The organism is Pseudoduganella namucuonensis, assembly GCF_900116645.1.
GTDB lineage: Bacteria > Pseudomonadota > Gammaproteobacteria > Burkholderiales > Burkholderiaceae_D > Rugamonas > Rugamonas namucuonensis.
In genome coordinates this window covers 272,918-297,083 of record NZ_FPBO01000005.1, presented here as the reverse complement: position 1 = coordinate 297,083, position 24,166 = coordinate 272,918, and the positions used below count along the sequence as shown (strand labels likewise).

The 24,166-nt window shown below is 67.7% G+C and carries 20 protein-coding genes; 8 read left to right on the top strand and 12 right to left on the bottom strand.

What is annotated here, in order from left to right; genetic code table 11:
• From BM436_RS08145 to BM436_RS36030, 12 genes are all read right to left on the bottom strand, one after another.
• Positions 1–259, bottom strand: a 259-nt coding sequence (locus BM436_RS08145) for a hypothetical protein (protein WP_143133008.1), incomplete at its 3' end; no start/stop codon positions are given.
• Positions 253–915 carry a phage baseplate assembly protein V gene (locus BM436_RS08140; protein WP_093555009.1) on the bottom strand — a complete coding sequence of 221 codons (663 nt, stop codon included), beginning with the start codon at positions 913–915 and terminating at the stop codon, positions 253–255. The genes BM436_RS08140 and BM436_RS08145, both read right to left, overlap by 7 nt.
• Positions 912–2,006, bottom strand: a complete 1,095-nt coding sequence (locus BM436_RS08135) for a phage late control D family protein (RefSeq protein WP_093555008.1) — start codon at positions 2,004–2,006, stop codon at positions 912–914. Before BM436_RS08135 ends, BM436_RS08140 begins: the two co-directional genes overlap by 4 nt.
• Positions 2,007–2,032: 26 nt before the next feature.
• A complete protein-coding gene (locus tag BM436_RS08130; RefSeq protein WP_093555007.1) occupies positions 2,033–2,215 on the bottom strand; it encodes a hypothetical protein in 183 nt (60 codons plus the stop codon).
• Between the two features lie 3 nt (positions 2,216–2,218).
• The gene (locus BM436_RS08125; protein WP_093555006.1) at positions 2,219–3,436 is read right to left on the bottom strand and encodes a CIS tube protein; all 1,218 of its coding nucleotides are present in this window, start codon (positions 3,434–3,436) and stop codon (positions 2,219–2,221) included.
• Positions 3,433–3,984: a phage tail protein gene (locus tag BM436_RS08120; protein ID WP_093555005.1), complete on the bottom strand. Its 552-nt coding sequence runs from the start codon at positions 3,982–3,984 to the stop codon at positions 3,433–3,435. The genes BM436_RS08125 and BM436_RS08120 overlap by 4 nt, the downstream gene beginning before the upstream one ends.
• Before the next feature lies 1 nt (position 3,985).
• Positions 3,986–6,019: a phage tail sheath family protein gene (locus tag BM436_RS08115; RefSeq protein ID WP_093555004.1), complete on the bottom strand. Its 2,034-nt coding sequence runs from the start codon at positions 6,017–6,019 to the stop codon at positions 3,986–3,988.
• Between the two features lie 22 nt (positions 6,020–6,041).
• A complete protein-coding gene (locus tag BM436_RS08110; protein WP_093555003.1) occupies positions 6,042–6,491 on the bottom strand; it encodes a phage tail protein in 450 nt (149 codons plus the stop codon).
• Between the two features lie 22 nt (positions 6,492–6,513).
• On the bottom strand, positions 6,514–8,379 hold the full coding sequence (locus BM436_RS08105; RefSeq protein WP_093555002.1) for a phage tail sheath family protein: 1,866 nt from the start codon (positions 8,377–8,379) through the stop codon (positions 6,514–6,516).
• Positions 8,380–8,406: 27 nt separating this feature from the next.
• The gene (locus BM436_RS08100) at positions 8,407–9,309 is read right to left on the bottom strand and encodes a hypothetical protein (RefSeq protein WP_093555001.1); all 903 of its coding nucleotides are present in this window, start codon (positions 9,307–9,309) and stop codon (positions 8,407–8,409) included.
• Positions 9,306–9,917 carry a Pvc16 family protein gene (locus tag BM436_RS08095; protein WP_093555019.1) on the bottom strand — a complete coding sequence of 204 codons (612 nt, stop codon included), beginning with the start codon at positions 9,915–9,917 and terminating at the stop codon, positions 9,306–9,308. Before BM436_RS08095 ends, BM436_RS08100 begins: the two co-directional genes overlap by 4 nt.
• Before the next feature lie 14 nt (positions 9,918–9,931).
• Positions 9,932–10,186, bottom strand: a complete 255-nt coding sequence (locus BM436_RS36030) for a hypothetical protein (RefSeq protein ID WP_143133007.1) — start codon at positions 10,184–10,186, stop codon at positions 9,932–9,934.
• A gap of 216 nt (positions 10,187–10,402) precedes the next feature.
• Here BM436_RS36030 and BM436_RS08090 point away from each other — a divergent pair, with 216 nt between their 5' ends.
• The 8 genes from BM436_RS08090 to BM436_RS08055 all read left to right on the top strand — a co-directional run bounded on the left by BM436_RS08090 (position 10,403) and on the right by BM436_RS08055 (position 24,002).
• Positions 10,403–11,362 (top strand): ABC transporter substrate-binding protein, encoded by a 960-nt coding sequence (locus tag BM436_RS08090; RefSeq protein ID WP_229489608.1) that lies wholly within the window; start codon positions 10,403–10,405, stop codon positions 11,360–11,362.
• A gap of 140 nt (positions 11,363–11,502) precedes the next feature.
• Positions 11,503–12,648 (top strand): ABC transporter substrate-binding protein, encoded by a 1,146-nt coding sequence (locus tag BM436_RS08085; protein WP_093555000.1) that lies wholly within the window; start codon positions 11,503–11,505, stop codon positions 12,646–12,648.
• A gap of 60 nt (positions 12,649–12,708) precedes the next feature.
• Entirely contained in the window at positions 12,709–17,157 is a 4,449-nt protein-coding gene (locus tag BM436_RS08080) for an EAL domain-containing protein (protein ID WP_093554999.1), read from the top strand.
• 951 nt (positions 17,158–18,108) lie between these two features.
• Positions 18,109–19,878 carry a thiamine pyrophosphate-binding protein gene (locus tag BM436_RS08075; protein ID WP_229489597.1) on the top strand — a complete coding sequence of 590 codons (1,770 nt, stop codon included), beginning with the start codon at positions 18,109–18,111 and terminating at the stop codon, positions 19,876–19,878.
• A gap of 2 nt (positions 19,879–19,880) precedes the next feature.
• Complete coding sequence (locus tag BM436_RS08070) at positions 19,881–20,708, top strand: citrate synthase family protein (protein WP_093554997.1); 828 nt, start codon at positions 19,881–19,883, stop codon at positions 20,706–20,708.
• The gene (locus BM436_RS08065) at positions 20,705–21,544 is read left to right on the top strand and encodes a citrate synthase family protein (RefSeq protein WP_143133006.1); all 840 of its coding nucleotides are present in this window, start codon (positions 20,705–20,707) and stop codon (positions 21,542–21,544) included. The genes BM436_RS08070 and BM436_RS08065 overlap by 4 nt, the downstream gene beginning before the upstream one ends.
• Before the next feature lie 12 nt (positions 21,545–21,556).
• Positions 21,557–22,810, top strand: a complete 1,254-nt coding sequence (locus BM436_RS08060) for a sulfotransferase family protein (RefSeq protein ID WP_093554995.1) — start codon at positions 21,557–21,559, stop codon at positions 22,808–22,810.
• Between the two features lie 4 nt (positions 22,811–22,814).
• Positions 22,815–24,002: a sulfotransferase family protein gene (locus BM436_RS08055; protein WP_177307051.1), complete on the top strand. Its 1,188-nt coding sequence runs from the start codon at positions 22,815–22,817 to the stop codon at positions 24,000–24,002.
• The last annotated feature ends 164 nt before the right edge of the window (positions 24,003–24,166 follow it).

The following is a 24,166-nucleotide window of genomic DNA, read 5'->3' as shown; positions in this document are numbered from 1 at the left end:
CCGGGAACAGCGTGGCCACCTTGTTCAACAAGGCGCCGCCCGGCACGGCGGGAACGAAGTCCAGATTGTTCACCACGTCGTCCACCGGATCGAAGCGCAGCGACCGTTGCGGCGCCTGCAGGAAGCCCTCGATGTAATCGGCGCCGGCGAACTTCTGCAGCGTCGGCGCGCTTCCGCGGCCGTCCCGCGGCACGGCGGCGCGTTCCCAGCGATACCAGGGCGCGACCAGTTTCCATGGGTGCTGGACGGCGGCTACCATATATTCCCCGCTCCCGGCGTGTAACTGGCCGACACCACGGAATTGGTCACCAGCGTCTGGCACTGCACCAGGCCGTCGCACATCACGGTGGGCGCGTGCAGATTGATCAGCGACGCGTTCACATCGACCATGCTGTTGGCGGTGATGCTGATCTTGCCGGAGATGTCGAGCACGATCTTGCAGCCGTTGCTGTGCGTGATGCTCACCTCCTGGGCCGAGTCGTCCATCACGATCTGGTGGCCGCTCTCCATCGACAGCGTGACCTTGAAGGCGCCTTGCGTGTCGTCGAACTGCAGCTGGCTGCCCGAACGCGTTTTCAGCGTGCGCAGGTTGTTGGCCGATTCGGCCCGCTCCGGCAGCCCGGCCTTGCCGTTCCAGCAGGCCCCCACGATGTAGGGACGGCGCGGATCGCCGGCCTCGAAGGCGACCACCACTTCGGTGTCCACCTCGGGCAGGATCTGCAGGCCGTGGCCGTCGTCCGCGTAGGGCGTGAGCAGCCGCGCCCAGGCCGTGACGTTCTCGCCGGCCGCGCCGAAGGACGGGAATTTCACCTTGATGCGGCCGGTCGATTCGGGATCGACCAGGTCCACCACCGTGGCGGGATAGACGCCGAACCAGCGGCCCTCCTCGCCGTCCAGCTGGCGCGGGGCGCTCACGATCCGCTCCCTATCCAGCCGCGTTCGGCCTCGAAATGGGTGCGCATGCCCTGCTGCCTGTCGAAGCAGTGCCGCACCCGCGTCACGTAATAGCCCTCTCCTTCGAACGCCGGGCCCACGCGCTCGATCTTCACCAGGCTGCCCACCGTCATGGTGGGGCTGCCCAGCGTGATGCCGCGCACGGTAACGAAGCGGCGCGCGCGCCGCTGCAGGTCGGCCTTGGCCCATGCCCGCGCCTCGGCGTCCGTGGACGGCGCCTCCCGCACGCGGTAGCCCACCCGTTCGCCGAACGCCTGCTGGAGAATGCTGGGGCCGCCGCGCCCACCGGTGGCTTCGGCCGAGGCCACGCCGCCGCCGGCCTCCTCGTCGATGGCATCCTGCTGGGCGTCGTCGAAACCGCCCACCTTCACGGCGGTGCGCTGGTGCGCCAGGTCGGCGCGCAATTCCACCGCCAGCAGGTCGTTGCCTTGGATGAGGGTGATGTTGTTGCCCTGGCGCTTTTCGCGGCTGGCCATGTGCAGCTTGCCGTCGTCTATCCACACGTCGGCCGCGAGACGCCGCGCCTGTCCGCGCAAGAAGGCCAGGTCGCTCTGGTTCCACTGCTGAACCACCGCCATGCCGGGACCATCCACCTGCGCGTCCGCCTGCAGGCCGTGCTGGCCGGCGATCTCGCGCAACAGGTCGGCCGGCGTGGCGTTCTCGTAGGTCTTGAAGCGGCGTGTCATGCGCAGTTGCATCAGCTTGTCCTCCGCGTAGATCCTCACTTCCGGCTCGTGGCTCTGCTCCATCGCCAGTTCCAGGGCGCTCAGCATGCCCTTGAACACCGTGCGCGGCAGGCTGGCCGGCCCCATCGCCACTTCCAGCGACACGCCGAAATCGAGGATGGCGCCGTCCTGGTAGAGCAAGCGCTCGTCCCGCGCGCCGCGCTCCGGCCCGATGGCGGAGAACACGCAGCGCAGCCGCTTCATGCCTTGCGCGTCCTCTTCGATATCCAGGCGGCTCACGTCGCGCGCGAGATCGCCCTTCTCCTCGCCGCCCACGTAGAAGCGCGGCAGCGTTGAATCGGCTAGCAGTTGGCTGGTATCGGGCATGTGGCGCTTATCTCCTCGGTCTTCGCTCAGTCTTCGTAGTCCACGGCGCTGGTGCGCGCCTCATCCCACTGCACCTGCCTCAAGGTCTGCTGCCAGCGCATCACCGCGGCGGGTTCGGGCAGGTTGCGCTTGGCGTTCGCGCCGCCGGATTGCTCGCCGCCGCCATCGACGACGACTTCCGACTCCACTTGATCGATGGCGACCGGCATGGCTTATCCTTTCTTGCCGCCGCAGGCGCAGCCGCAGCTTCCCGGCGTGCGGCGCCCCAGGCGGGTGACTGTGCTGTTCGTGCCTCCCGCGCCCGCGCGCAGGGCCTGCCAGGCGGGCGTGGTGGCGTCCACCGTCAGGGGCGGCGGCGTTCCGCCGCGTTGCGGGCGCATGGGCACACCGGCGCCGAAAGGCCGTTCGCCCAGTTCCGCCCCGGCCCCATGCGCCAGGCCGAACGCGGACTGCGTGGCCGACGCCGCGTAGCGCTGGCCGGCGCTGTGCACCTGGCCGATGGCGCCGGACATGCCCCCTTGCCGGACGATGGCCTGCCCCGCCCGCACCGGATTGGCGGCCGTGCCGGCGCCGCCGTTGTCGCCCGCGCCGCCGGTGCGCCCGGCGGCGGGCGCCTGGCCGCCACCGGAGCCCGACGCGCTTCCGCCAACGAGCGGCAGGGACGCGGCCACCAGCCCCAGGTCCCCACCCTGGCCGCCCCCGCCTGACAGGCTGCTGACGCGGGCTCCGTCCGGAAGTCCCACCTCCAGACCGGCCGGCAAGCTCAGTGGATTGCCGACACCGGCGGCCATGGCCCGCCAGGCGTTCGGATCGAGTCCGTTGCGCGCCGCCATCTGCGCCAGGCTCTCGCCCGGCATGGCCTGCGCCACGCGTTCCGGCGTCCTTCCGCCGGAGGTCCCCGGCGCACCGGCCGGCGGATCGAGCGGACCTGGCGGCTGCGCGGACGGCGCCGGCAGCGGATCGTACTGGTAGCGCGGATCCTGGCCCTTGATGGTCACGCCGACCTTGGCGCGCAAGGGCGTGCCGTCGGCGGCGAACAGGTCCAGGTCCACGCTGACCGATTCCATGGTGCCCTGCACCAGGAAGCTGCCCCATTTGAACTGCACCCTGGCGGGCGCCTGGTCGCGCGGCGTGTTCCCGCGCGGACGCACGAAGTTCTCCACCACCATGGTCTTGCGCGTGACGGGCACCGGCGCCGCGGTCGTGCCCTCGTCGCAGGTGTCGAACACCAGCTCGAAGGTGAGCGTGACGACGCCGTCGCCTGGCCGCTGGCGGCTTTGGCTGCCGGCCTGCTGGCCGCCGCCGGTCTTGTTCGTGATCTGCATGCGCAGCGACGTGGGATTGAACTGCACGTCGATGGGCGTGCCGATCTCGGTGCCGCGCGCGTCGGCCGCCACTTCGCACAGCGAGGCTTTCACGAGCTGTGTCATACGCCGCCTCCATCGGGCATCATCAGGCGCAGGCCCTCGTGGGCGATGGTCAGCTCCTCGATGGCGATCTCGCCGGTCTTGCCGTTCAGTTCAGGGCCTTTGATCTTGGACGGCAGGCCGCGCTCGAACACCCAGGTCGCGCGCACGTTGTTGTCCGCGCTTTTCACATAGATGATGCCGTCGTAGCGTCGGATCGGCCGCTCGCCATTGACCACGCTTTGCAGCCAGCGCCACAGGTCCGCATTGGCTTTGGCGCTGTCGCCGGCGTCGTGGAACATGCCGCGCTTGAGCACCAGCGGCTGGAACTTGGCCCGGCCCGCGCGCCGCACGATGCCGTTGTTGCGGCCGCCCTCCTGGAAGTCCTGCACGTCCATCTCGACCTCCAGGCCGGCGCACTCCTGGAAGCCGCCCGTGCCCAGGCGGTCGGCGTTGGCGGGTTCGGCGTCCGTGTCGCCCGCGCCCAGCAGGCGCTGGGTGCCGGCCACGATCACGCTGGAGCGCACCAGGCTGATTTCGAAACGGAACGCGGGCAGCAGCAGTTCTTCCATCTCAGCTCTCCAGGGTCAGGGTGCCGTCGCCGTCGCGGCGCAGTCGCAGCACGATGAATTCCAGCGGCTCGGCCGGCGCCACGCCTATCTCCACCAGCAATTCGCCCCGGTCCAGGCGCGCCTGCTCGCGGCCGATGCTGACGAAATAGGACTCGCCCGGCGTCGCGCCGGCCCAGGCGCCGGCCCGGAACAGGCGCAGCAGCAGGTTCTCGATCGCATGGCTCAGGTCCCGCCACAGGGTCGGGCCGTTGGGCTCGAACACCGCCCATTGCGTCTCGCGCAGCAGGGTGCGGCGCAGCATCAACATGATGCGGCGCACGGACAGCTGCCGCCACTGGCGGTCCCGCGACAGCGTGCGGGCCGACACCAGCTCGACCCCGTCCGGCGCGCGCACGAAGCAGTTCATGCCCAGCGGATGGAACACGCCGGCGCGGTCCCTGGGCTGGGGTTCGGCCAGGTTGACGATGGCGCGGGCGACCTCGTTGGCCGGCCCGAAATGGATGCCGCGTTCGATCTCCTTGCGCGCGATGATGCCCGCCGCGACGGCGGCCGGCGGCAAGGGCCTGAGCTGGCCCGGCCCCGTGCCGTCGCCGCCCAGCAGCTTGCGCGAGGCCACCAGCCACGGATGGTAGGCCGCGCCCCAGCTGCTGTCGAACTGCGCGCGCCAGCGCTCGGCCTGGCCTTGCGACAGGCCGGGCGGCACGTCCAGCAGCGCCACCATGGCGGCGGTCTGTTCGCAATGGTCCAGCACCTGCTGCTGCAGGGCCGCGATGGCCATCAGGTCCACGCTGTGGCGCGGATCCAGTATCAGTTGCCGCAACTCGGACGGCGGCAGGTTGTGCGCCGATGGCGGGACGGCGACGTCCACGCAGGGCGCGAAGTCGGCGCCCGCCGTGTCGCGCACCACCTCGGTGGCGACGTCGTCGCCCGCCCACTGGGCCGGCACGTACAGGTCCGGCACGACCACGTGCGTGACATCCGGGCAGGCCGCCAGCGCCGCGATGCCGGCCGCGTAGGCGCCGTCGTCGGTCTCCGCGGCGGACCAGCCACTGTCGAAGAAGTCCTCGTGCAGCAGTTCGGCGTAGCGGTCCTCGCCTTCCTCGAACGGTGCGGACAGGCCGTGCAGCAGCTCCACCGCGGGCTGCAGCGGCCACAGTTCGGTCCCGGCCCACGCGGGGTCGGGCCAGATCAATGACGACTCGTCGCACAGCAGGCTGGCCATGGCGCGCGGATGGCCGGGCGTGAGCCCCATGCGCTCGAAGCGTTCGCTCTGCCCCGCGCCGTCGCGCACGCCCAGCCAGGCCTCGACGCTGTCCACGCGCACCGGCGCGAACACCGGCGCCGGTTCCAGCTCCAGCGCCCAGCGCGACCCCGGCAGGAAATCGTCGCGCCGCTCGCGCACCGCGCGCACATAGCACAGCATCGTGTCGCCACCGGCCGAGGCCAGCCGCAACAGTGTGCCGACGGGCGCGGCGCCCGCCCGGTCCACCGTCACGGTCGCGCCATCCTCGCAGGCGAAGCCCAGGGCGTAGGTGCTGTACCCCATCTCCACCCGCAGGCCGTTGCCCCAGCTGCCCTCGTTGCGAGCGAGGAAGCCGAGCGGCCCTACGGTGATGCCCTCCACGGCGCCGGCGGCCCAAGCGTCGCGGTACGGCGCCGGATCGCCCAGGGCGGGCGGCGCGTACTCGTGCACCACGCGCACGATGTAGGCGCGGCGGCCACCCTGTTCGAAGAACATGGCCACCGTGTAGGGCAGATAGCCGGGGCCCTCGAACGCGCCGAACAGGCTGCGGTACTGGTCGAAACTGTGCACCAGCACCGGGGTGCTGCGCCGGTAGGGACGCGCCTCGTCGCTCATCATGGCGTGGCCGCCGGGATGCCAGCGGTCGACCACGGGCTGGTAGGCCGGCCCGCGCGGCGCCACGCCGACGAAGGCGCAAACGTCCATGTGCTGCGGGTGCAGGCGCGGCGCGGCGACGTCCGCCACGGCATAGACGCCGGGCGCACCAAGTGGCAATCGCGAAGATGAGAACATGCGCTATGTCTCCCGGTGGTGCCTACTCGTACGTCACGCCTTCGTGGGCGATGTGCAGTTCCTCCATCGCCACCTCGCCGCCGCCCTTGGCCGCCAGGGTCGGCCCGACCCACTTCTTGGGCTGGGCGTTGCTCAGCCTGAAGGCGGCCACCGGCTTCTTGGCCTCGTCCAGCACCGTGATGGTGACGGCGCGGCGGCCGTTGCCGCCCTGCCGCACCTCCTTCACCCAGTCCGCCAGGTCGGTCGAGCCGACCAGACCGCGCTTGAGCGTCACGTCCTCCTGCTTGAAGGTGTTGGCGATCTTGCGCACCGTGTTGACCGCGTCGTTGCCGTTGCGGTACTCCGAGTAGTTGATCTCGACGCCCAGGCCGCTGACGTCGGAGAAGCCGGCGATGGGCTTGGACTCGTCGCCCGTGCCCAGCGAGACCAGGAAATTGAAGGCGCCGTATGGATTGTCGCGCGGTGTGGCCATGATTTACTCCTCTCTGAGCTGGTTAGACCTTGGCGTCGCCGGTCCATTGGCCGACGCGGAAAATCACGAATTCGGCCGGACGGCTGGGCGCCACGCCCACCAGGCAAATCATGCGGCCGTTGTCGAGGTCGTTCTGCGTCATGGTGCCGCGGTCGCAGCGCACGAAGTAGGCCTGGTCGGGCTTCTCGCCGATCAGCGCGCCGTCGCGCCACATCACCTCCAGAAAGTCCTCCACCATGCGGCGGATGTTGGCCCACAGCCGCTCCGAGTTCGGCTCGAACACGGCCCACTGCGTGGCCTTGTCCAGCGAATGCTCCAGGTAGATGAACAGGCGGCGCACGTTCACGTACTTCCATTCCGGGTCCGAACTCATGGTGCGCGCGCCCCACACGCGGCTGCCGCGTCCCTCGAAGAAGCGCAGGCAATTCACGCCCTCCGGGTTCAGCACGTCCTGGCGCGCCTTGTTGATGTTGATCTCGAAGTTCGTCAGGCCGCGCACGATCTCGTTGGCGGGCGCCTTGTGCACCCCGCGTTCGATGTCGCTGCGCGCGTAGATGCCGGTGACGAAACCGGACGGCGGCAGCAACAGCTTGGCTGGGGGCACGCCCGGCGCGACCGGCACCAGCGGATCGAGGATCTCGATCCACGGGTGGTACAGCGCACCGTACTTGGTGTCGAACTTGCCCCGGTATTCGCGTATCTCGGAGATGGAGCTCTGGGCCGGGCCGTCCACCACCGCGATGCGGTAGCGGTACTTCTCCGCGTGCGCGATCAGGCGCCCGCTCGCATCGATGATCAGCTCCAGGTCCGGCAAGGCGCCGGCGTCGGGCATGGCGACGATGGCGATGTCGTCGATCTCGCCCAGCGCCTCCAGGCCGGTGGCCTTCACCTCCACGTTGTCCGGATCGGCCTCCTTGCCCTCGAAGACCGAGGGTCCCGGCAGGGTGCCGTCGTTGCCGCCGCTCAGGCGCTTCTGCACCGTGCCGCGCAGGTCCAGCATCAAGCGCGCGGGGCCGAAGGGCACGGCGTCGTCGGCCGTGTAGTCGAGGTAGACGATGGCGTTTTCGTCCTCCGGATCGTCGCGGTGCAGCACCCGGCCGACGTAGCGGTGCTGGGTGCGGCCGGCGGACATGTTCTCGTAGTTGTCCAGCCGCCCGTTCGGGCCGTAAACCAGCACGCGCAACTCCACCAGCAGCACCTGCATGTCGTTGATGGTGTCCGGCAGCGCCACCTTGTTGCCATTGTGGTCGATGAACTCCTGCTTGCCGTTCTCGTCGACCACCACCACGTACAGGCGGCCCTCGACCAGCGGATCGTTCTCCTTGGGCAGCGTGGCCGGCATGGGCGTGAACAGTTCCACCACCGAGCCATGCGTGGCGCGCCGCACCTGCACGCCCCACAGGTGCTTGTCCAGGATGTCGTTCGGGTCGTCCGGCCACTTGAAGGCCAGATTCTTGCTGCGCACCACGCGCGTGTCGACGAGGGCGTTACCGTATTCGCCCGGCCAGCGCGCGCGCCAGGTGGCCACGCCGGCCACCAGCTTGCCGCTGCGCGCCAGCGCGGGATCGGCGTCGGTGTCGACGAACACGCGCGACACGTACAGCCGTTTGCCGCCGTTGGCGAAGAAGGCGCGCGCCGCGTGCGCCAGGTAGTTGACGCGTTGGTCGGCGCCCAGGCGCAGCGGTTCCAGGCCGCCGTACACGCGCTCGAATTCCGTGAACGAGGTGATCAGGCGCGGCGCCGTGCTCCCCGGGCCGTTCGCGTACTGCACCGGACCGTAGCGCGTGATGCCGGCATAGCCGGTGGTGCTGGTCGGTACACCCTCTATCGATTTGGAGCGGAAGCTCACTTCCTCGACATACACCCCTGGAGCTAAGTACTCTGGCATTTCGCCCTCCTTTGGTCTGCAGCTACGTTAAGCGAACAGCAGCGTGGTGCCCGCGCCGCTGGCGGTCTCCCCCAGGCGCAGCGCCAGCACCTTGCTGGCTCCGGCCGTATAGCCTGCGGGCACAGCGTGGCCGCGCAGCACATCGTTGATGCCATCGGTCCCGCCCTCTTCCAGCGGCAGGCTGGCCAGCGGATCGGCCGGATCGACCTGGGTCGCGGCCGGCGGCAAGTGGGGCCACAGCCGCACCTCCACCGGGTTGCTCAGCGTCGCGCCGCTGACGGCCTTGTTGTCCAGCACCAGCACGAACTCGCCGCGGTCGTCGCCGTGCGCGTAGCCGATCGGCGTGGCGTCCGCGAACACGGCCACGCCGGCGGGCACGGTGGCCACCAGGCGTACCCACGGTATCGGCTTGGCGCTGGCCAGGTCCGGGCCGCGCAGCACGCGGCCCCGCACCGCCGTCGCGTTGCCCGGCAGCGGATAGGCGGACCCCGGCCAAAGCCAGGGACGGCGGATGTTCTGCGGCGTGGCCGCCGGCGCGTCGCCATCGACGGCCGGCGTCAGGCGCAGGCGGCGCGGCACGTACAGGCGCGGGTCCAGCGCGGTGGCGTAGACAGGCTTGCGCGGCGGCGCGGCGGGTGGCGCCGAGAACACCCGCAGCGACCAGCGCGCGTCGCCGCCCGCCAGCGCCAGTTCGAAGCGCTTGCGCAGCAAGCCCTCGTGGCGCAGCGCGTGGCGCGCAGCGCCGTGCGGCTCGAACTGCCGGTCTATCTCGTAGGGACCGAGCTTTTCCAGCACCGCCCACCAGGGCCCGTTGGCCGGCGCGCGCGTGAGCGCGTCCAGCCAGGCCAGGCCCAGCGCGAGCCGGTGGCGCAGGCGCGCCACCTCGACCGTGTCGGCCGGCTCCAGCGCGCGCGGCAGCGGTGCGTTCACGCGGTCACCCGCAATGGAATCTGCGCGTCGGTGACCGGTGGCACCGGGCGGCTTTCGCGGCTGTCGATGCGCACCACGCGCGCCACATAGGGGACGGACAGGCGGTAGTCGGTGGGCAGCGAATCGAAGGTGCGCATCAGCGCCTCGGTGGAGATCTCCTCCATCACCACCTGCACCGACTCGGTCGGCGCGCTTTCCGGCTCGTCCGGATACGGCAGCGAGGGCTGGTACAGCAAGGGGCCGGACAGGATGGGGGTGTAATCGAGCGCCTGCATGGCGCGGCCCAGGATCATGTGTTCGTGTTCGGCGTTGTCCGCCCACGGGGTGAGCAGGAAATGCAGGTCCAGCGGCAAATGTCCCTGGCCGTCGACCGAACCCACGGCGGACCAGGCGGCGCGCATGGTCTTGTTGAAATCCACCCGGTACAGCAGCAGCGACAGCGCGTAGGGGCCGATGGCGGTGGGCACGTTGCTCGACTTGAGGTCGTCGGTCTTGATCAGCACGGCGCGCGTCACCTTGGTGGGCACCGGCTGGCGCTCGTTGAACGCCATGGTCAGCAGGCGCTCCAGGCTTTTTCCAACCGCGGCGATTCCAGCATATCCGGACATATGATTGGGCCATTTCATGTCGCCGGCGGCGCCGGCGCAAAACCTTCAATACCGGCCCAGGCGCGGACCGACGGCGGAGTTGCTCTGACTTCATAGCCCCATAGCAAGATGGGCAAGATTGTGTGGCGATTATAGTTGTCGAAAAAACCCCAATTCTCTCCCATTGTCACTTTGCGTACATTGCGCAACATTTTTTTTCCACCCAAGACACAATTCCCGGCCAGCCGCGCAAACAATTGACAAATAAACATCGGTGTCAGGCGCGACATTCGGACATTTACTCCGACTTGTCCGAATGTCGCGCCTGACACCGATGTTTATTTGACATCTTTGCTGATAGCTAGAAAAGCAACACTATCCCCAGCGCAATATGGGCCTTCTTTCTTTTTTTTGTGTAACATTGCATCGGGCGGATAAACTCCTTCCCAGCACGTGCAGTAGCTTCATCCCGGACACTGCGGCCGCCCACACAAGACACGCCAGATTTGAACTCTAGTTACCGCAGAAAGCTCGTCGTCCTGCTCCCCTCGCTCAGCGCCGTCGTCTGCGCCGGGGGCTGGTGCGCGTCCGCGGCGGCGGCCAGCCCGGAGGCGCTGGCGGTGATCTTTCCGGACATCGGCCAGCCCTACCGCAAGGTGTTCACCGAGATCATCGAGGGCATCGAGGAACAGTCCAAGCTGCGCGTGCGCGGCTATCCGGTGGCGCAGAACGCCGATTTCGGGGAACTGCAGGCCACGCTCAAGCGCAACGGCGGCAAGGTGGTGATCGCGCTGGGCCGCCAGGGCCTGCAGGCGGCCTCCGCCTTCGACGCCTCGACCAGCGTGGTGGTGGGCGGCGTCAGCTCGGTGCCGGACGGCGACAAGCTGCGCGGCATCAGCCTGACGCCCGACCCCGCGCTGTTGTTCTCGCATCTGAAGACGCTGGTGCCGGGCGTGCGCCGGGTGTATGTGGTGTACAGCCCACAGTACAGCCAGCCGATGCTGAAGCTGGCGCGCGAGGCGGCCCGCGGCCAGAACCTGGAATTGCTGGCGATGGACGCGCCGGACCTGGCCACCGCCGTGCGCCGCTACGAGAGCGCCTTCGCCAGCGCGGACGGCCGCACCGACGCGCTCTGGCTGCCGCAGGACCCGGTGACCGTGGACGAGGGAACCATCCTGCCGCTGGTGCTGAAGGAGTCGTGGAACCGCAACGTCGCCATCTTCTCCACCAGCATCCTGCACGTGAAAAAAGGCGTGCTGTTCTCGCTGTATCCGAACAACTTTGAACTGGGCAAGGACCTGGCCAGCCTGGCCATGGGACTGCTCAACGGCGACAATCCCCGCGCCGGCGTGACGCCGCTGCGCGCCGTGCGCACCGCCTTCAACACCCGCACCGCCGGCCACATCGGCTTGAACGTCAGCGCGTCGCAGCAACGGGCCTTCGATTTCATCTATCCGGAGCCATAACAAATTGTTAATTGTTACCGCACGGAAGTAAATTTCTTTCTATTAAGCCAAGCGACAGCATATACTACCGCCTGTATTCAGGCCCCTGCATATCGCCAGTTGGATATATGTCCGCTCTCGGGGCCGCAACGGACAGTATAATGATTAATTTGACAACGAATGCCGGCCGCCGCACGCGCGCCGGCGTCGCCCTGCTTACCGCTTTGGCCACCGCCACCACACCGGCGGCCGCAAGCTCCGGACTGGCGGCAAACCGCGGCATCGATCTGCCCGGCGCGGGCGCCACGGCGCGCTCGACCGTGGGCGCCATCATGGACCGCATCGAATCGGGCGCCGCCCCCGCGCGTCCCGACTTCGTGCGTCCCATCACCCTGGCGCAGCTGGAGGACCAGCTGCGCCGGCCGGAAATGCAGGCCTCCATCGGCAAGGGCACCATCGCGGTGCTGTACCCGAACGTGGACGCGCCCTTCCGCGCCGCCTTCACCAGCATCATCCAGGGCATCGAGGAGCGCACCAGGCTGCGCGTGCGCAGCTATCCGGTCGATCCCAAGGTCGACACGGCCGAACTGAACGCCACCCTCAAGCACAACGGCACCAAGGTGGTGATCGCGCTGGGCCGCCAGGGCCTGAACGCCACGGCCGGCCTGGACCGCGAGATCACGGTGCTGGCCGGCGGCGTGCTGCTGCTGTCGGAGGCGGAAAACGTGGCCGGCATCAGCCTCACGCCCGACCCGGCCATGCTGTTTTCCCGCCTGCGCGCCCTGCTGCCCGACCTGCGCCGCGTGGTCGTGGTGTACGATCCGCAGAAAAGCGACTGGCTGATCAAGCTGGCGCGCGAGGCCGCCCGCTCCCAGGGCCTGGAATTGCAGGCCCACGTCGCCACCGACATGTCCAGGGCGGCGCAGATGTATCCGCAGTTGATCGCCGCCGCCGACAACCGCCGCGACGCGGTCTGGCTGCCACACGACAGCACGACGGTCGAGGAGTCGACCATCCTGCCGCTGGTGCTGCGCGAATCGTGGAACAGCGGCGTGCCGCTGTTCTCCAGCAATGTGCTGCACGTCAAGAAGGGGGCGCTGTTCGCCATGGCGCCCAACAACGTGGAGCTGGGCCGCACCCTGGCCAGTTCGGCCCTGGGGGTCATCGCCGGCGACGGCAAGCGCCGCGGCCTGACGCCGCTGCGCGAGCTGCAGACGGCGATCAACCTGCGCACCGCCAGCCACATGGGCCTGAACCTGGGCCACCAGCAGCAACGCAGTTTCGATTTCGTGTTCCCGCAGCCCTGATCGCGGCCTGGATGGCAGGCCTGAATTACAGTCACCAATTGCAGCTTAAACTCGGTCACTATGTTTCGTAACTACTTGCGTCGCACCGGCTTCCGCCGTCAACTGACAGTCATCGTGTCCGCCGCCATCCTGGGGCTGGCGCTGTTCTCCTCGCTGATGAATTCCTGGGAGGCGCGCGGCCGCATGCGCGACCACTTCAGCGAGCAGGGCCAGCGCATCGCCGACAACCTGGCGCGCCAGAGCACGCTCGCGCTGCTGTTCCACTCGGCCGAGAACGCGCGCGACGTGGTCAGCACCACCCTCGCCTTCCCCGACGTGACCGGCCTGCAGATCAGCGACGCCAAGCACAAGGTGCTGCTGCTGCAGGAAAACCACCGCGGCGGCAAGCTGTCCGCCATGCCCGGCGCCCAGGCCAGCCCGACCCACGCCAGCATGGTCGGCGAGTCGCAGGAGGCCTGGCTGTTCGCCGCCCCCGTGTACGGCGGCCAGAGCGAGGCCTCGCCGTTCGACATGCAGGAGCAGCAGCCACAACTGCTGGGCTATGTGCACGTGCAGGTCGGCAAGGACACGCTGGACCGCCTGACCTGGTCCCTGCTGGTGGGCAACCTGGCGCTGACGGTGTCGTTCGCCTTCATCCTGCTGGGCCTGGTGCGCGTGCTGACCCGCCACATGATCAACCCGCTCAACGCCCTGTCCGACCTGATGCGCCGCGCCGAGGCGGGCGAATCGGGCATGCGCGCCGCGCCGGCCGGCCCGCGCGACCTGATCGACATGGCGCTGGCCTTCAACAAGATGATGAACGTGCTGGAGCAGCGCGAGGCCGAACTGAAGGAGTCGCGCGACGCCGCCGTCAACATGGCCGAGATGAAGGCGCAGTTCGCCGCCACCGTCAGCCACGAGGTGCGCACGCCGCTCAACGGCGTGGTCGGCATGCTGGACATGCTGAAGGAGATGCGCCTGACCCAGCGCCAGCAGGAATGCGTGGAGGTGGCGTGGAACTCCTCGCGCACCTTGATCGACCTGATCAACAACGTGCTGGACTTCTCCAAGATGGACGCCGGCAAGCTGGCGCTGGAGGAGGCCGACTTCGACCTGCGCAAGCTGCTCGAGGAAGTCATCGAGCTGGTCGGCCGTCCGGCCCAGCAAAAGGGCCTGGACGTGGCCTACCTGCTGGAGCCCGGCGTGCCCGAGCGCATCACCGGCGACGCGCTGCGCCTGCGCCAGATCCTGATCAACCTGCTGGGCAACGCCGTCAAGTTCACCGAGAAGGGCGAGGTGTCGCTGCACGTGGCGCGCGCCGAGGGGCCCGTGTTCGGCCTGGCCTTCGAGGTGCGCGACAGCGGCATCGGCATGAGCCGCGAAATCCAGGCGCACCTGTTCGAATCCTATGTGCAGCCGGACCCGTCGACCACGCGCCGCTACGGCGGCACCGGCCTGGGCCTGGCCATCTGCAAGCAGCTGGTCGGCCTGATGAGCGGCGAGATCCGCGTCGACAGCCAGCCCGGCAGCGGCACCACCTTCCACTTCACCATCGTCTGCAGGCCGGCGCCCGACCAGCTCAGCTTCGAGGCCGACCCGGCGCTGGCCCATGTGCGCCTGCTGGCCATCGACGGCAGCGCGACGGTGCGCGCCTTCATCCGCCAAGCCCTGACCCAGCAGGCCATGACCTGCTACCTGGCCGAGGGCGGCCGCGAGGCCATGGTGGAGCTGAAGGCCGCCTCCGAGGCGGGCCAGCCCTACCACGTGGTGCTGATGAACATCGGCGCCGCCGACGACCAGGGCAAGGACATCGCCGAGCGCATCGCCGCCGCCGGGCTGTCGCCGCACCTGCTGCTGATGGACCGCCACGGCCAGGGCGGCGCCGGCGCCGGCGGCGCCACCCACGCCACGGTGGCCAAGCCGCTGCGCCTGGGCCGCCTGCTCAAGGCCCTGCACGAGCTGCTGGCCGGACGGCGTGAAACCGACGACCAGCAGGCCGCCCACGGGGCGGCCGCCTCGGCGCGCCAGTTCCGCGTGCTGGTGGCCGAGGACAACCGCACCAACCAGATGGTGGCGGCCGGCATGCTGGCCATGAACAACTGCGTGTGCGAGTTCGCCTCCAACGGCCGCGAGGCGGTGGAGGCGGCCCAGCGCGGCCGCTTCGACCTGATCCTGATGGATTGCAGCATGCCCGAGATGGACGGCTACGAGGCCACCGCCCACATCCGCACGGCCGAGGACGCGCTGGGCCGCCGCACCCCGCTGGTGGCGATGACCGCCAACACCCAGCGCGGCGACGCCGAGAAATGCATGGCCGCCGGCATGGACGACTACCTGGCCAAGCCCATCACCCTGGTCGAGCTGCGCCACAAGCTGCAGAAGTGGCTGCCGCACGGCCTGGGCGGCGCGACGGGCGCCCTGGCGCTGGCGCAGGCCGTCCCCGGCGAGGCCGCGCAGGAGCCGTCCGACGCCGGCCCGCTGGACCGCGCCGTGTTCGACAAGCTGCGCGAAATCCTCGGCTCGGCGCTGCCGCACGCGGTCTCGCCCTTCCTGGAGGACTCGCCGGTCTACCTGAGCGAGCTGGAACAGGCGGTGCAGGCCGGCGATTGCGAAACCGCGCGCGCCCGCTCGCACGCGCTGAAGGGCTCGTCCGGCAACCTGGGCGCCACCATGCTGGCGCAGCTGGCGCAAAAGATCGAGGAACTGGCCATCAACCGCCGCCTGGACCAGATCGCCCCGCTGCTGCCCGGCCTGCGCGCCGAGTACAACGGCGTGGCCGGCTTCCTCAGCGCCGAGATGAACGGCGACTCGCAGGAACCCCACGTGCCGCTGGAGGAACTGGCGCAGGTGCTGGTGGTCGACGACGACCGCAGCACCCGCAGCACGCTGCGCTACACGCTGCAGCGCGACGGCTTCCAGGTCGAGGAGGCCTCCGACGGCGAGCAGGCGCTGGCCATGCTCAAGCGCTTCCAGCCGGACGTGATCCTGATGGACGCCGTGATGCCCGTGATGGACGGTTTCACCGCCTGCGCCAAGCTGCAGGAAATGCCGGGCGGCAGCACCATCCCGGTGCTGATGATCACCGCGCTGCAGGACAACTCCTCGGTCGAGCGCGCCTTCGCCGCCGGCGCCAGCGACTACATCCCGAAACCGATCCACTACGCCGTGCTGTCGCAGCGGGTGCGCCGCATCATCGAGGCCAACCGGGCCGAGAAGCGCATCCGCCACCTGGCCTACAACGACCTGCTGACCGGCCTGCCCAACCGCACCCTGTTCTTCGAACTGCTGGCGCAGGGCATCGAACAGGCGCGCGCCGCCGACAACCTGCTGGCCGTGCTGTTCATGGACCTGGACCGCTTCAAGTACGTCAACGACAACCTGGGCCACGACGTCGGCGACCGCCTGCTGGTGGCGGTGGCCCAGCGCGTGCGCCACAGCGTGCGCAACGTCGACACCGTGGCGCGCCTGGGCGGCGACGAGTTCACCGTGGTGCTGGGCGAGCTGGACGGCCCGGCGGCGGCGGCCAACGCCGCCCACAACATCTGCCGCGTGCTGGCCGCGCCGTTCCAGATCGACGGCCACGACATCTTCGTCACCAGCAGCGTCGGCATCGCCATGTACCCGCACGACGGCGGCGACGTCGCCACTCTGGTCAAGCACGCCGACAGCGCCATGTACCGCGCCAAGAAGACCAACACCGGTTTCCAGTTCTACGAGGCCTCGATGGAGCACTCGATCTCGGAGCACGTGCGCCTCGAAAGCGACCTGCGGCGCGCGCTGGAACAGCAGCAGCTGGAGGTGTACTACCAGCCGCAGGCGCAGCTGGAGAACGGCCACATCGTGGCGATGGAGGCGCTGGTGCGCTGGCGCCACCCGACCCGCGGCATGGTGTCGCCGGCCGAGTTCATCCCGCTGGCCGAGGAAACCGGCCTGATCAACCCGCTGGGCGACTGGGTGCTGCGCACCGCCTGCGCCCAGTTGAACGAGTGGCTCAAGCAGGGCCTGCCGCCGCTGCGGGTGGCGGTCAACCTGTCGGTGCGCCAGCTGCTGCAGAAGGACTTCATCGAGACCGTCGAGGCGGCGCTGGCCGACACCGGCCTGCCGCCCCACCTGCTGGAGCTGGAGATCACCGAGAGCACGCTGATGGAGAACGCGCAGGACACGCTGAAGGCGCTGCACCGCCTGCACGGCCTGGGCGTGCGCCTGTCGATCGACGACTTCGGCACCGGCTACTCCTCGCTGTCCTACCTGAAGCGCTTCCCGGTCGACATCATCAAGATCGACCGCTCCTTCGTGCGCGACGTGCCGCAGGACGCGGACGACGTGGCCATCGTCACCGCCATCATCGCGCTGGCGCACAGCCTGCGGCTGGAGGTGGTGGCCGAGGGCGTGGAGACGGAGGCCCAGCTGAACTTCCTCAAGGCCCGCGGCTGCGACCTGATGCAGGGCTACCACCTCAGCCCGGCCATTCCGCCCGAGCAGTTCGCGCAATCGATACGACAGCGCGAGGCGGCCTTGCTCAAGCTATAGCGTTCGTCCACGACAGCATCATCGTTGCCTGAGACGCTGGAGCAGGGCTGGCAATTTGCCATAGGAGCGCGTGACCGCCGCCCAGTGCAGTTCGTAGACGGTTCATGCATGCTGCCATGGGCGGCGGCGTGGGCGGATCGACCGCCACCGCTTCGCTGAGCGCCACGCTGTCGGTGGCGCCGACCGCAGCGGCGACGCGCGGGGTGTTCGACGTGATGAGCAGGTGGCTCCGCTGCGGACCCGACCTGGCCGCTTGGCGCCACCACAACACGGCCACCGCCCGCGAACCGATGAGGTGTGGCCCGGCCCCCATGTGCCCAGCTTCACTCCGAACGGCGCCAGCCCCCCGCTGGCGATGCGCCAGTCACTGGCCACGTTGGTCGACATGGATAAGGCCGGCGCCAGGCCGGCGGTGACTTGGCCGCACCAACAGATGGAGCGTGCGCGCGTTCGAGGTTGAGAGTGTTGCTTTTTCACTACCCGCAGCTGCGGGTGAACCACGCGGCGCTGCAAGCGGCCCTGACCACCGACATGGGCCTGTCCGCGTGTGGGCAACAATTGCTGAGCATTGCAGTGCGCCACACCCTGCAGCGGCATCGTCTATGCCGGCCAGGCATCGCGCGCATGGCCGCACTCCTGACTGCTCTCCCGGCGTGCCTTCGCTGTGTTTTTCTGGTCGCGCCATATCAGACATGGTCGCTCTTAGAAATATTATTTCTATCTATAGAATTATTTTTGATAAGACTTGCGCAATTTTCATTGATTTTGGGATAGTATTTCCAACAACATATTTATTAATATTAAGCAAACAATGATCCCATAATGCCGTAACAATCCAAGGAGCCTTGCATGTTGGAGAACGCCCAGATTGAGCAACAAGAACACGCAGTCCACCCCGCGACTGGCTTGCAACCACCGGCCACGGAGCGCGACGAGGACACAGCCGATCTTTTGATCTCGTATCTTGAACAGATGGGTGTTGAGTACGTATTCGGCGTGCCGGGCGGCGCCATCGAGCCGCTGTACAACGCCATCGCGCGCAACCTGCGGCACGGCGGCAATCTGAACCAGATCGTTGCCCGCCACGAGGCCGGCGCGGCCTTCATGGCCGACGGCTACGCCCGCGAAACCGGCAAGATCGGCGTCTGCGTCGCCACCTCCGGCCCGGGCGCCACCAATCTGCTGACCGCGGTTGCCACCGCCTATTCCAACAATATACCGATGCTGGTGATCACTGGGCAGCCGGCGCTGCCATCCTTCGGCAAGCAAACGCTGCAGGAATCGTCCTGCACCGGAATCGACGTGCTGGGAATGTTCCGCCACTGCACACGTTACAACTCGTTGGTATCCCATCCGCAACAGCTCGAATGCAAGCTGCTCGCGGCACTGCAGCACGCCACCCGCAGTCCGGCCGGTCCAGTGCACCTGAGTATCCCGGTCGACGTGTTTCGCGCCCCCGCCACCAAGCGAGCCCCCCCATACGACATGGGATCCCTGCTGCGCCCGGCCGCGCTCATCGACCCCGACGCAGTGGAGACGCTGCGCGGCATCTTGGCGTCAGCGCGCAAAATCCTTATCCTTGTGGGCAACGGCTGCGGCGACTCCATCCACTCCATCCTGCAATTCGCCCAAATCAAGGGCGCCACCTTCATCACCACCTCGGAAGGCAAGGGCTTGGTCAGCCCGCAACACCCGTTGTACCGTGGCGTGTTCGGCTTCGGCGGCCACGCGACGGCGGAGGAGGCATCGCACGCCCCCTCGGTGGACGTGATTCTGGCCGTCGGCACCAGCATGGGCGAATGGGACACCGGCGGCTGGAACGCCAGCCTGCTGAACGGCCGTCTGGTCCACATCGCCGACACTGAGGAGCACCTAGCGCGCACCCCGATGGCGCGCTTTCATCTGCGTGGCAACGTGCGCGCCATATTCGACCGCCTGGTCGAGCGCATTCCCGAACCGGACCAGCGCAACGTCCCATCGGTGATGGGGGCCCGCGCACCCGGCGACCGGCCAGCTCTGGGCTGGCACCCCTCCGACGCACTGGACTCTATGGACGCATATTGCAGCGACGCCACCCCGATCAAGCCACAGCGCCTGATGAAGGAACTGGGCGCGCTGTTCCCGCACGGCACCCGCTTCCTGGCCGATGCCGGCAACAGCATCGCCTGGGCCATCCATTGCCTGGAACCGCGCGATCGGCGCATGGGGGAACGCCGTATGAGTGGCGACCGTCCGCGCGGCCCGGGTAAGCGCCGTAGCGCAGGCGGTTGGCTGCGCCTGACCAGCCAATTCGCGCCGATGGGCTGGGCCATCGGCGCGGCCATCGGCACCGCCGCCGCCAATCCGGACGTGCCGGTGGTGTGCATCACCGGCGACGGCAGCATGCTGATGAACGGGCAGGAACTATCGGTCGCGGTGGCCGAGCAACAGTGCGTGATCTTCGTGGTGCTGAACGACGGCGCGCTGGGCATGGTCAAGCACGGTCAGCGCCTGTGCGGGGCCGAGCAGATCGGCTTCGCGCTGCCGCCGACCGACTTCGCCGCCATTTCGCGCGCGCTCGGCGGCCGCGGCTACACGATCCACTCTGCCGCGGACATACAGGCGCTGGACATCAAGTCCATCTGCACCTATCCCGGCCCGACCCTGCTGGACGTGTATATCGACCCCGAGGAAGTGCCGCCCATCGGCAGCCGCCTGCGCGTCCTGCAAGAGGGGGTCTGATCATGAGCGACAACTTCAGCGAAGTGATCCACACCCGCATCTGGCAGGAGCAAGCCGAGCCGGACAATCCGTTCGCGGCGGCGCTGTGCCGCTGCCATGGCTACGACGTGTACGGGCAGTTGCTGGGCAAGGCCAGCTACATCGAATACCTCTACCTGCTGCTGAAAGGCGAGCGGCCAGGCGCCGCGGCGGCGAGCTCCTTCGAGATCTTGGCGGTGGCCCTGGCCAACCCGGGCCCGCGCGATCCATCGGTGCACGCGGCGATGGCCACCGGCGCCACCGGCACGCCGGCCTCCTCCTCGCTGATGGCCGCCATCGCCGCCGGCGCGGGCGGCGCAGGCGGCGCGCGCGAGGTGCTGCTGGCCATGCAAACCTGGGCCGATTGTGGCACCGACTTGGAGGCTTGGCTGGCACGCCTGGCCGCGCCGGTGCCAAACCATCCGCTGTTCTGGCCGCAGGCGGAGCACGCCCCGGGCTTCGATCCGCACGGCGTGCGCTGCGCCACGCCCGTGCTGCAGTTGCTCGCGGCCCTGAGCGCCATCCTGCCGGAAGGCCGGCTGGCTTGGCTCGCCGAGAACCGCGCCGCGCTGGAACAGGCCAGCGGCACGCCGCTGGCGCAAAATGGCGTGGTCGCCGCCGCGTTCGCGGACCTGGGATTGACGCCGGCCCAAGGGGAAATGTTCACGCTGCTGTGGCGCCTGCCCGGTGCCGCCGTGCATGCGCTGGAACAGACCGAGCGCGGCTTCAAGCAATTCCCCTTCTTCGAGCTTGCGCTCGAGAACGATCCCGGCCCGCAGCGGTCTCCACAACAACAGCGTGAGGCCGCATGAACAAGGGCTGTGTACTCGAGCAATTCGATGGACCGATGCTCACCCGCGCCGGGCGGGTGTTTCCGGGCGAACGCGCCGTCTTCGGCGGCCACGATCTGCACAGCGCCTTCGCGGATGCCGGCTGGGTTGATTTGTATGTGTTCGGCATCAGCGGCCTGCGCCTGCAACCGGCCCAGCTCAAGGTATTGGAAAGCGTATGGGTCTACACCAGCTATCCGGATGCGCGCCTATGGTGCAACCGCGTCAGCGCACTCACGGCCAGCAGCCGCGGCACGGGCGCGCAGGCCCTCGCCGCCGGCATCGTCGCCTCCGAAGCAAGCTTGTACGGCCTGGGGCCGGAGACCACCATCGGCGATTTCCTGGTGCGCGCGCTGGCCGCGAAGTGCGGCGGCGCCGATCTTGACCAGTTGGTGCGCGCCGAGCTCAAGCAGCACCGACACATGATGGGCTATGGGCGTCCGGTGGGCGCCGACTTCGTCGACGAGCGCATCCCGGTTTCGCTGGCCAGGATGGAAGAGCTGGGAGTGGCCATGGGTCCCCACCTGCGTCTGGCCTTCGAACTTGAAGAGGCGCTGGGCCGCGTGACCGGCAAACGTCTGCCGATGACCATGGCCACCATGATGGTCGCGCTCCCGCTCGACTTCGGCCTCTCGGTGCGCCAAGCCTACCTGTGCATTCTGCCGCAGTTCGTGGCCGGCATGCTGCCGTGCTACGCCGAGGCGCTGGCGCGGCCGTCCGGCGCCACTTTCGCCTTGCGCTGCGAACGCATCGCCTACGACGGCGCCCCGCCGCGCGCATGGGATGCGTGTCCAACTTCGCCCCACAAACCAACCTGATGAGTATCCAACATGGATGACAAGCCAAGCAGCCATTACCACCCCCAGCAAGTGCAAGACGTCAATGCCGCATCTGACAGCGTCCGCTTGTCCGACCTGACCGCCGAGGCTCTGATGGCCGCCGCGCGCGAACAGACCGGCCTGGAACGCTTCGGCGACGAGTGCTTCCTGCCGGGCCTGCGCGCCCTGCTCGCCTCGCTCACCACGGAGGCGCCACTCAACGCCTTCGGCCGCCTGCATGTGCAGCAATCCACCATCGGATTCCTGAAAAACCGCCTGTGGGCCAATGCATGCTTCGAGGCGCATCCGGAAATCCTGGAGCGCGAGATCACCGCGCCCATCATCATCGTCGGCCCGCACCGTTCCGGCACCACTCGCATGCAGCGCATGATGTCGGCCGACAGCCGGCTGTCGCATCTGCGCACCTGGGAAGGATTCAACTTCGGCCCACGCCCGGAACTGCCCGAACTGGGCCGCGCCGAACGGCGCCAGGAGGTGAAGGATTTTCTGGGCGCGGCCGACCTGCTCTATCCGGGCGCCCTGGTGGGCCATCCGATGGACGCCGACTGGGCCGAGGAGGAGCTGCACCTGCTCGACAGCTCGTGGTGCGGCTTCTCTCCCCTTGGGCTCTACAGCGGTATCGACAGCTACTATGAATGGTTCATGAAGGCCGACAAGACCGCCGCCTACGAGTACATGGTTCAGCTGATTAAACTGATCTCCTGGTCACGCGGCGAGCCGGAGGGCAAGCGCTGGGTGCTGAAAAACCCGCAGCACATGCTGAACCTGGACACCCTGCTGAAGGTGTTCCCGGACGCGAAAATCGTGTTCACCCATCGCGATCCGCTCAAGACCGTGGCCTCCGTGATGTCGCTGATGTGGCACTTCGCGGTCCAACACACCGATGCCAACTGCCGCGGCCCGGTGCGCGACCTGTGGCTGGATTTCTGCGAACAAGCGGCGCGCCGCTGCATCCAGCAGCGCGAGCTGGTGCCCGCCGGGCAGCAGCTCGATATCTATTATGAGGAAATGAACGCGGACTGGCGCACGGCCATGCGACGCGTCTACGATTTCGCAGGCCTGCCGTGGAGCGCCGAAGCAGAGCAGGCTATGGCGGCGTGGCTGGCGCGAAGCGAAAGCGACAATCTCCACGGCGGCCATCGTTATTCGCTGGAAGACTTTGGCATCACCGAGCAGGAGGTTGACGCGCGCATGCTGTTCGCAAGAAGTCGTCATGGCATTCCCTATGAGTCAAAACGGAGCTAAGGCCATGGACCAATCCACCGAGTTATCCGAGCAGTACCTGATCGCGGCAGCGCGCGCGGCCACCGGACTGGAGCGTTTCGGCGACGAAAGCTTTCTACCTGGCTTGCGCGTAATGCTCGCCGGATTGGCGTCCGAAGCCAGACTGAACCACTCAGGCCGCCTGCGCGCCCAGAGCGCGATCCTGATGTCGCTGAAGAACCGGCTGTGGGCCAACGCCTGCTTTGAAGCCCATCCCGAAATCCTGAACCGCCGCATCGTCGCGCCCGTCGTTATCGTCGGCCCGATGCGGTCCGGTACTACCCGGCTACAGCGTGTCCTCGCTGTCGATGATCGCCTGCAGCACTTGACAGCCTGGGAGGGCTTCAATCCTGCGCCGCGTCCGGGCCTGCCAGACCATGGCCGTCACGAACGCCATTTGGAGGTCAAAACTTTCCTGGACAGGCGGCGTGAAGTCAATCCGGCGGCCTACGCCGCGCATCCCATGGATGCCGATTGGGCCGAGGAGGAAACCTTGCTTTTGAATCACTCATTCTCCGGCTTTGCCTTCCTGGGCACGTACGACATGCCTAGTTACCGCAACTGGTACTTGGCTAGCGATCGTAGCGACAGCTATCGCTACATGGTAAAGCTTCTCAAACTCATCTCGTGGTCGCGCGGGGAGCCCGAGGACAAGCCATGGCTGCTCAAAGCGCCACCGCATATGCTGGCGCTCGACGTGCTGGTCAAGGAATTCCCGGACGCGCGACTGCTGTTTACGCACCGCGATCCGATCAAGACGACCTGCTCAACCATGTCACTGATGTGGGCCTTCTACCACCAGAACACCGAGACGCCCTCGCGCGAGGCGCTCCGCGATATCTGGCTGGACATGTGCGAACGAATGGGCGTCGCCTGTATGCGCGCACGCGACGCCCTCCCGCGCGCGCAGCAGTTCGATGTCTACTATGAGGAAATGGACAGCGACTGGCGGTCCGTCATGCGGCGCATCTACGCTTTCCTTGGCCTGGGCTACGATGCGAGCATCGAAAGGCTGCTCGCCGCCTGGATCGAGGACAGCGCCAGAAGCAATCATCACGGCCAGCACCGCTACAGTCTGGAGGAATTTGGCACCACGGCCACCGAAGTCGATGCCCGTATGATGGCGTACCGGCAGCGCTACGCGATTCCCTACGAAAGCCACGGCCCAGCATAACCTCGTTGCGTTTGGTAGCCAGCCCCGCCAAAGCGGGGTTTTTTTTTGAGTGAATCACTTCGTCTAGGACAATACAAAGCTCCTAAGCTGCAAGGAAAACATTTCTTATAAGAATATAACTTTTCTCTATAGAATATTTCGTCAAATTCTCACACATTGTCACT

What these genes read in the sequence shown, in the direction of transcription:
- BM436_RS08135 (WP_093555008.1), bottom strand. Translation starts at nt 2,006, where the DNA reads ATGCCCGATACCAGCCAACTGCTAGCCGATTCAACGCTGCCGCGCTTC.
- BM436_RS08130 (WP_093555007.1), bottom strand. Translation starts at nt 2,215, where the DNA reads ATGCCGGTCGCCATCGATCAAGTGGAGTCGGAAGTCGTCGTCGATGGC.
- BM436_RS08125 (WP_093555006.1), bottom strand. Translation starts at nt 3,436, where the DNA reads ATGACACAGCTCGTGAAAGCCTCGCTGTGCGAAGTGGCGGCCGACGCG.
- BM436_RS08120 (WP_093555005.1), bottom strand. Translation starts at nt 3,984, where the DNA reads ATGGAAGAACTGCTGCTGCCCGCGTTCCGTTTCGAAATCAGCCTGGTG.
- BM436_RS08115 (WP_093555004.1), bottom strand. Translation starts at nt 6,019, where the DNA reads ATGTTCTCATCTTCGCGATTGCCACTTGGTGCGCCCGGCGTCTATGCC.
- BM436_RS08110 (WP_093555003.1), bottom strand. Translation starts at nt 6,491, where the DNA reads ATGGCCACACCGCGCGACAATCCATACGGCGCCTTCAATTTCCTGGTC.
- BM436_RS08105 (WP_093555002.1), bottom strand. Translation starts at nt 8,379, where the DNA reads ATGCCAGAGTACTTAGCTCCAGGGGTGTATGTCGAGGAAGTGAGCTTC.
- BM436_RS08095 (WP_093555019.1), bottom strand. Translation starts at nt 9,917, where the DNA reads ATGTCCGGATATGCTGGAATCGCCGCGGTTGGAAAAAGCCTGGAGCGC.
- BM436_RS36030 (WP_143133007.1), bottom strand. Translation starts at nt 10,186, where the DNA reads ATGTCGCGCCTGACACCGATGTTTATTTGTCAATTGTTTGCGCGGCTG.
- BM436_RS08085 (WP_093555000.1), top strand. Translation starts at nt 11,503, where the DNA reads ATGATTAATTTGACAACGAATGCCGGCCGCCGCACGCGCGCCGGCGTC.
- BM436_RS08080 (WP_093554999.1), top strand. Translation starts at nt 12,709, where the DNA reads ATGTTTCGTAACTACTTGCGTCGCACCGGCTTCCGCCGTCAACTGACA.
- BM436_RS08070 (WP_093554997.1), top strand. Translation starts at nt 19,881, where the DNA reads ATGAGCGACAACTTCAGCGAAGTGATCCACACCCGCATCTGGCAGGAG.
- BM436_RS08065 (WP_143133006.1), top strand. Translation starts at nt 20,705, where the DNA reads ATGAACAAGGGCTGTGTACTCGAGCAATTCGATGGACCGATGCTCACC.
- BM436_RS08060 (WP_093554995.1), top strand. Translation starts at nt 21,557, where the DNA reads ATGGATGACAAGCCAAGCAGCCATTACCACCCCCAGCAAGTGCAAGAC.
- BM436_RS08055 (WP_177307051.1), top strand. Translation starts at nt 22,815, where the DNA reads ATGGACCAATCCACCGAGTTATCCGAGCAGTACCTGATCGCGGCAGCG.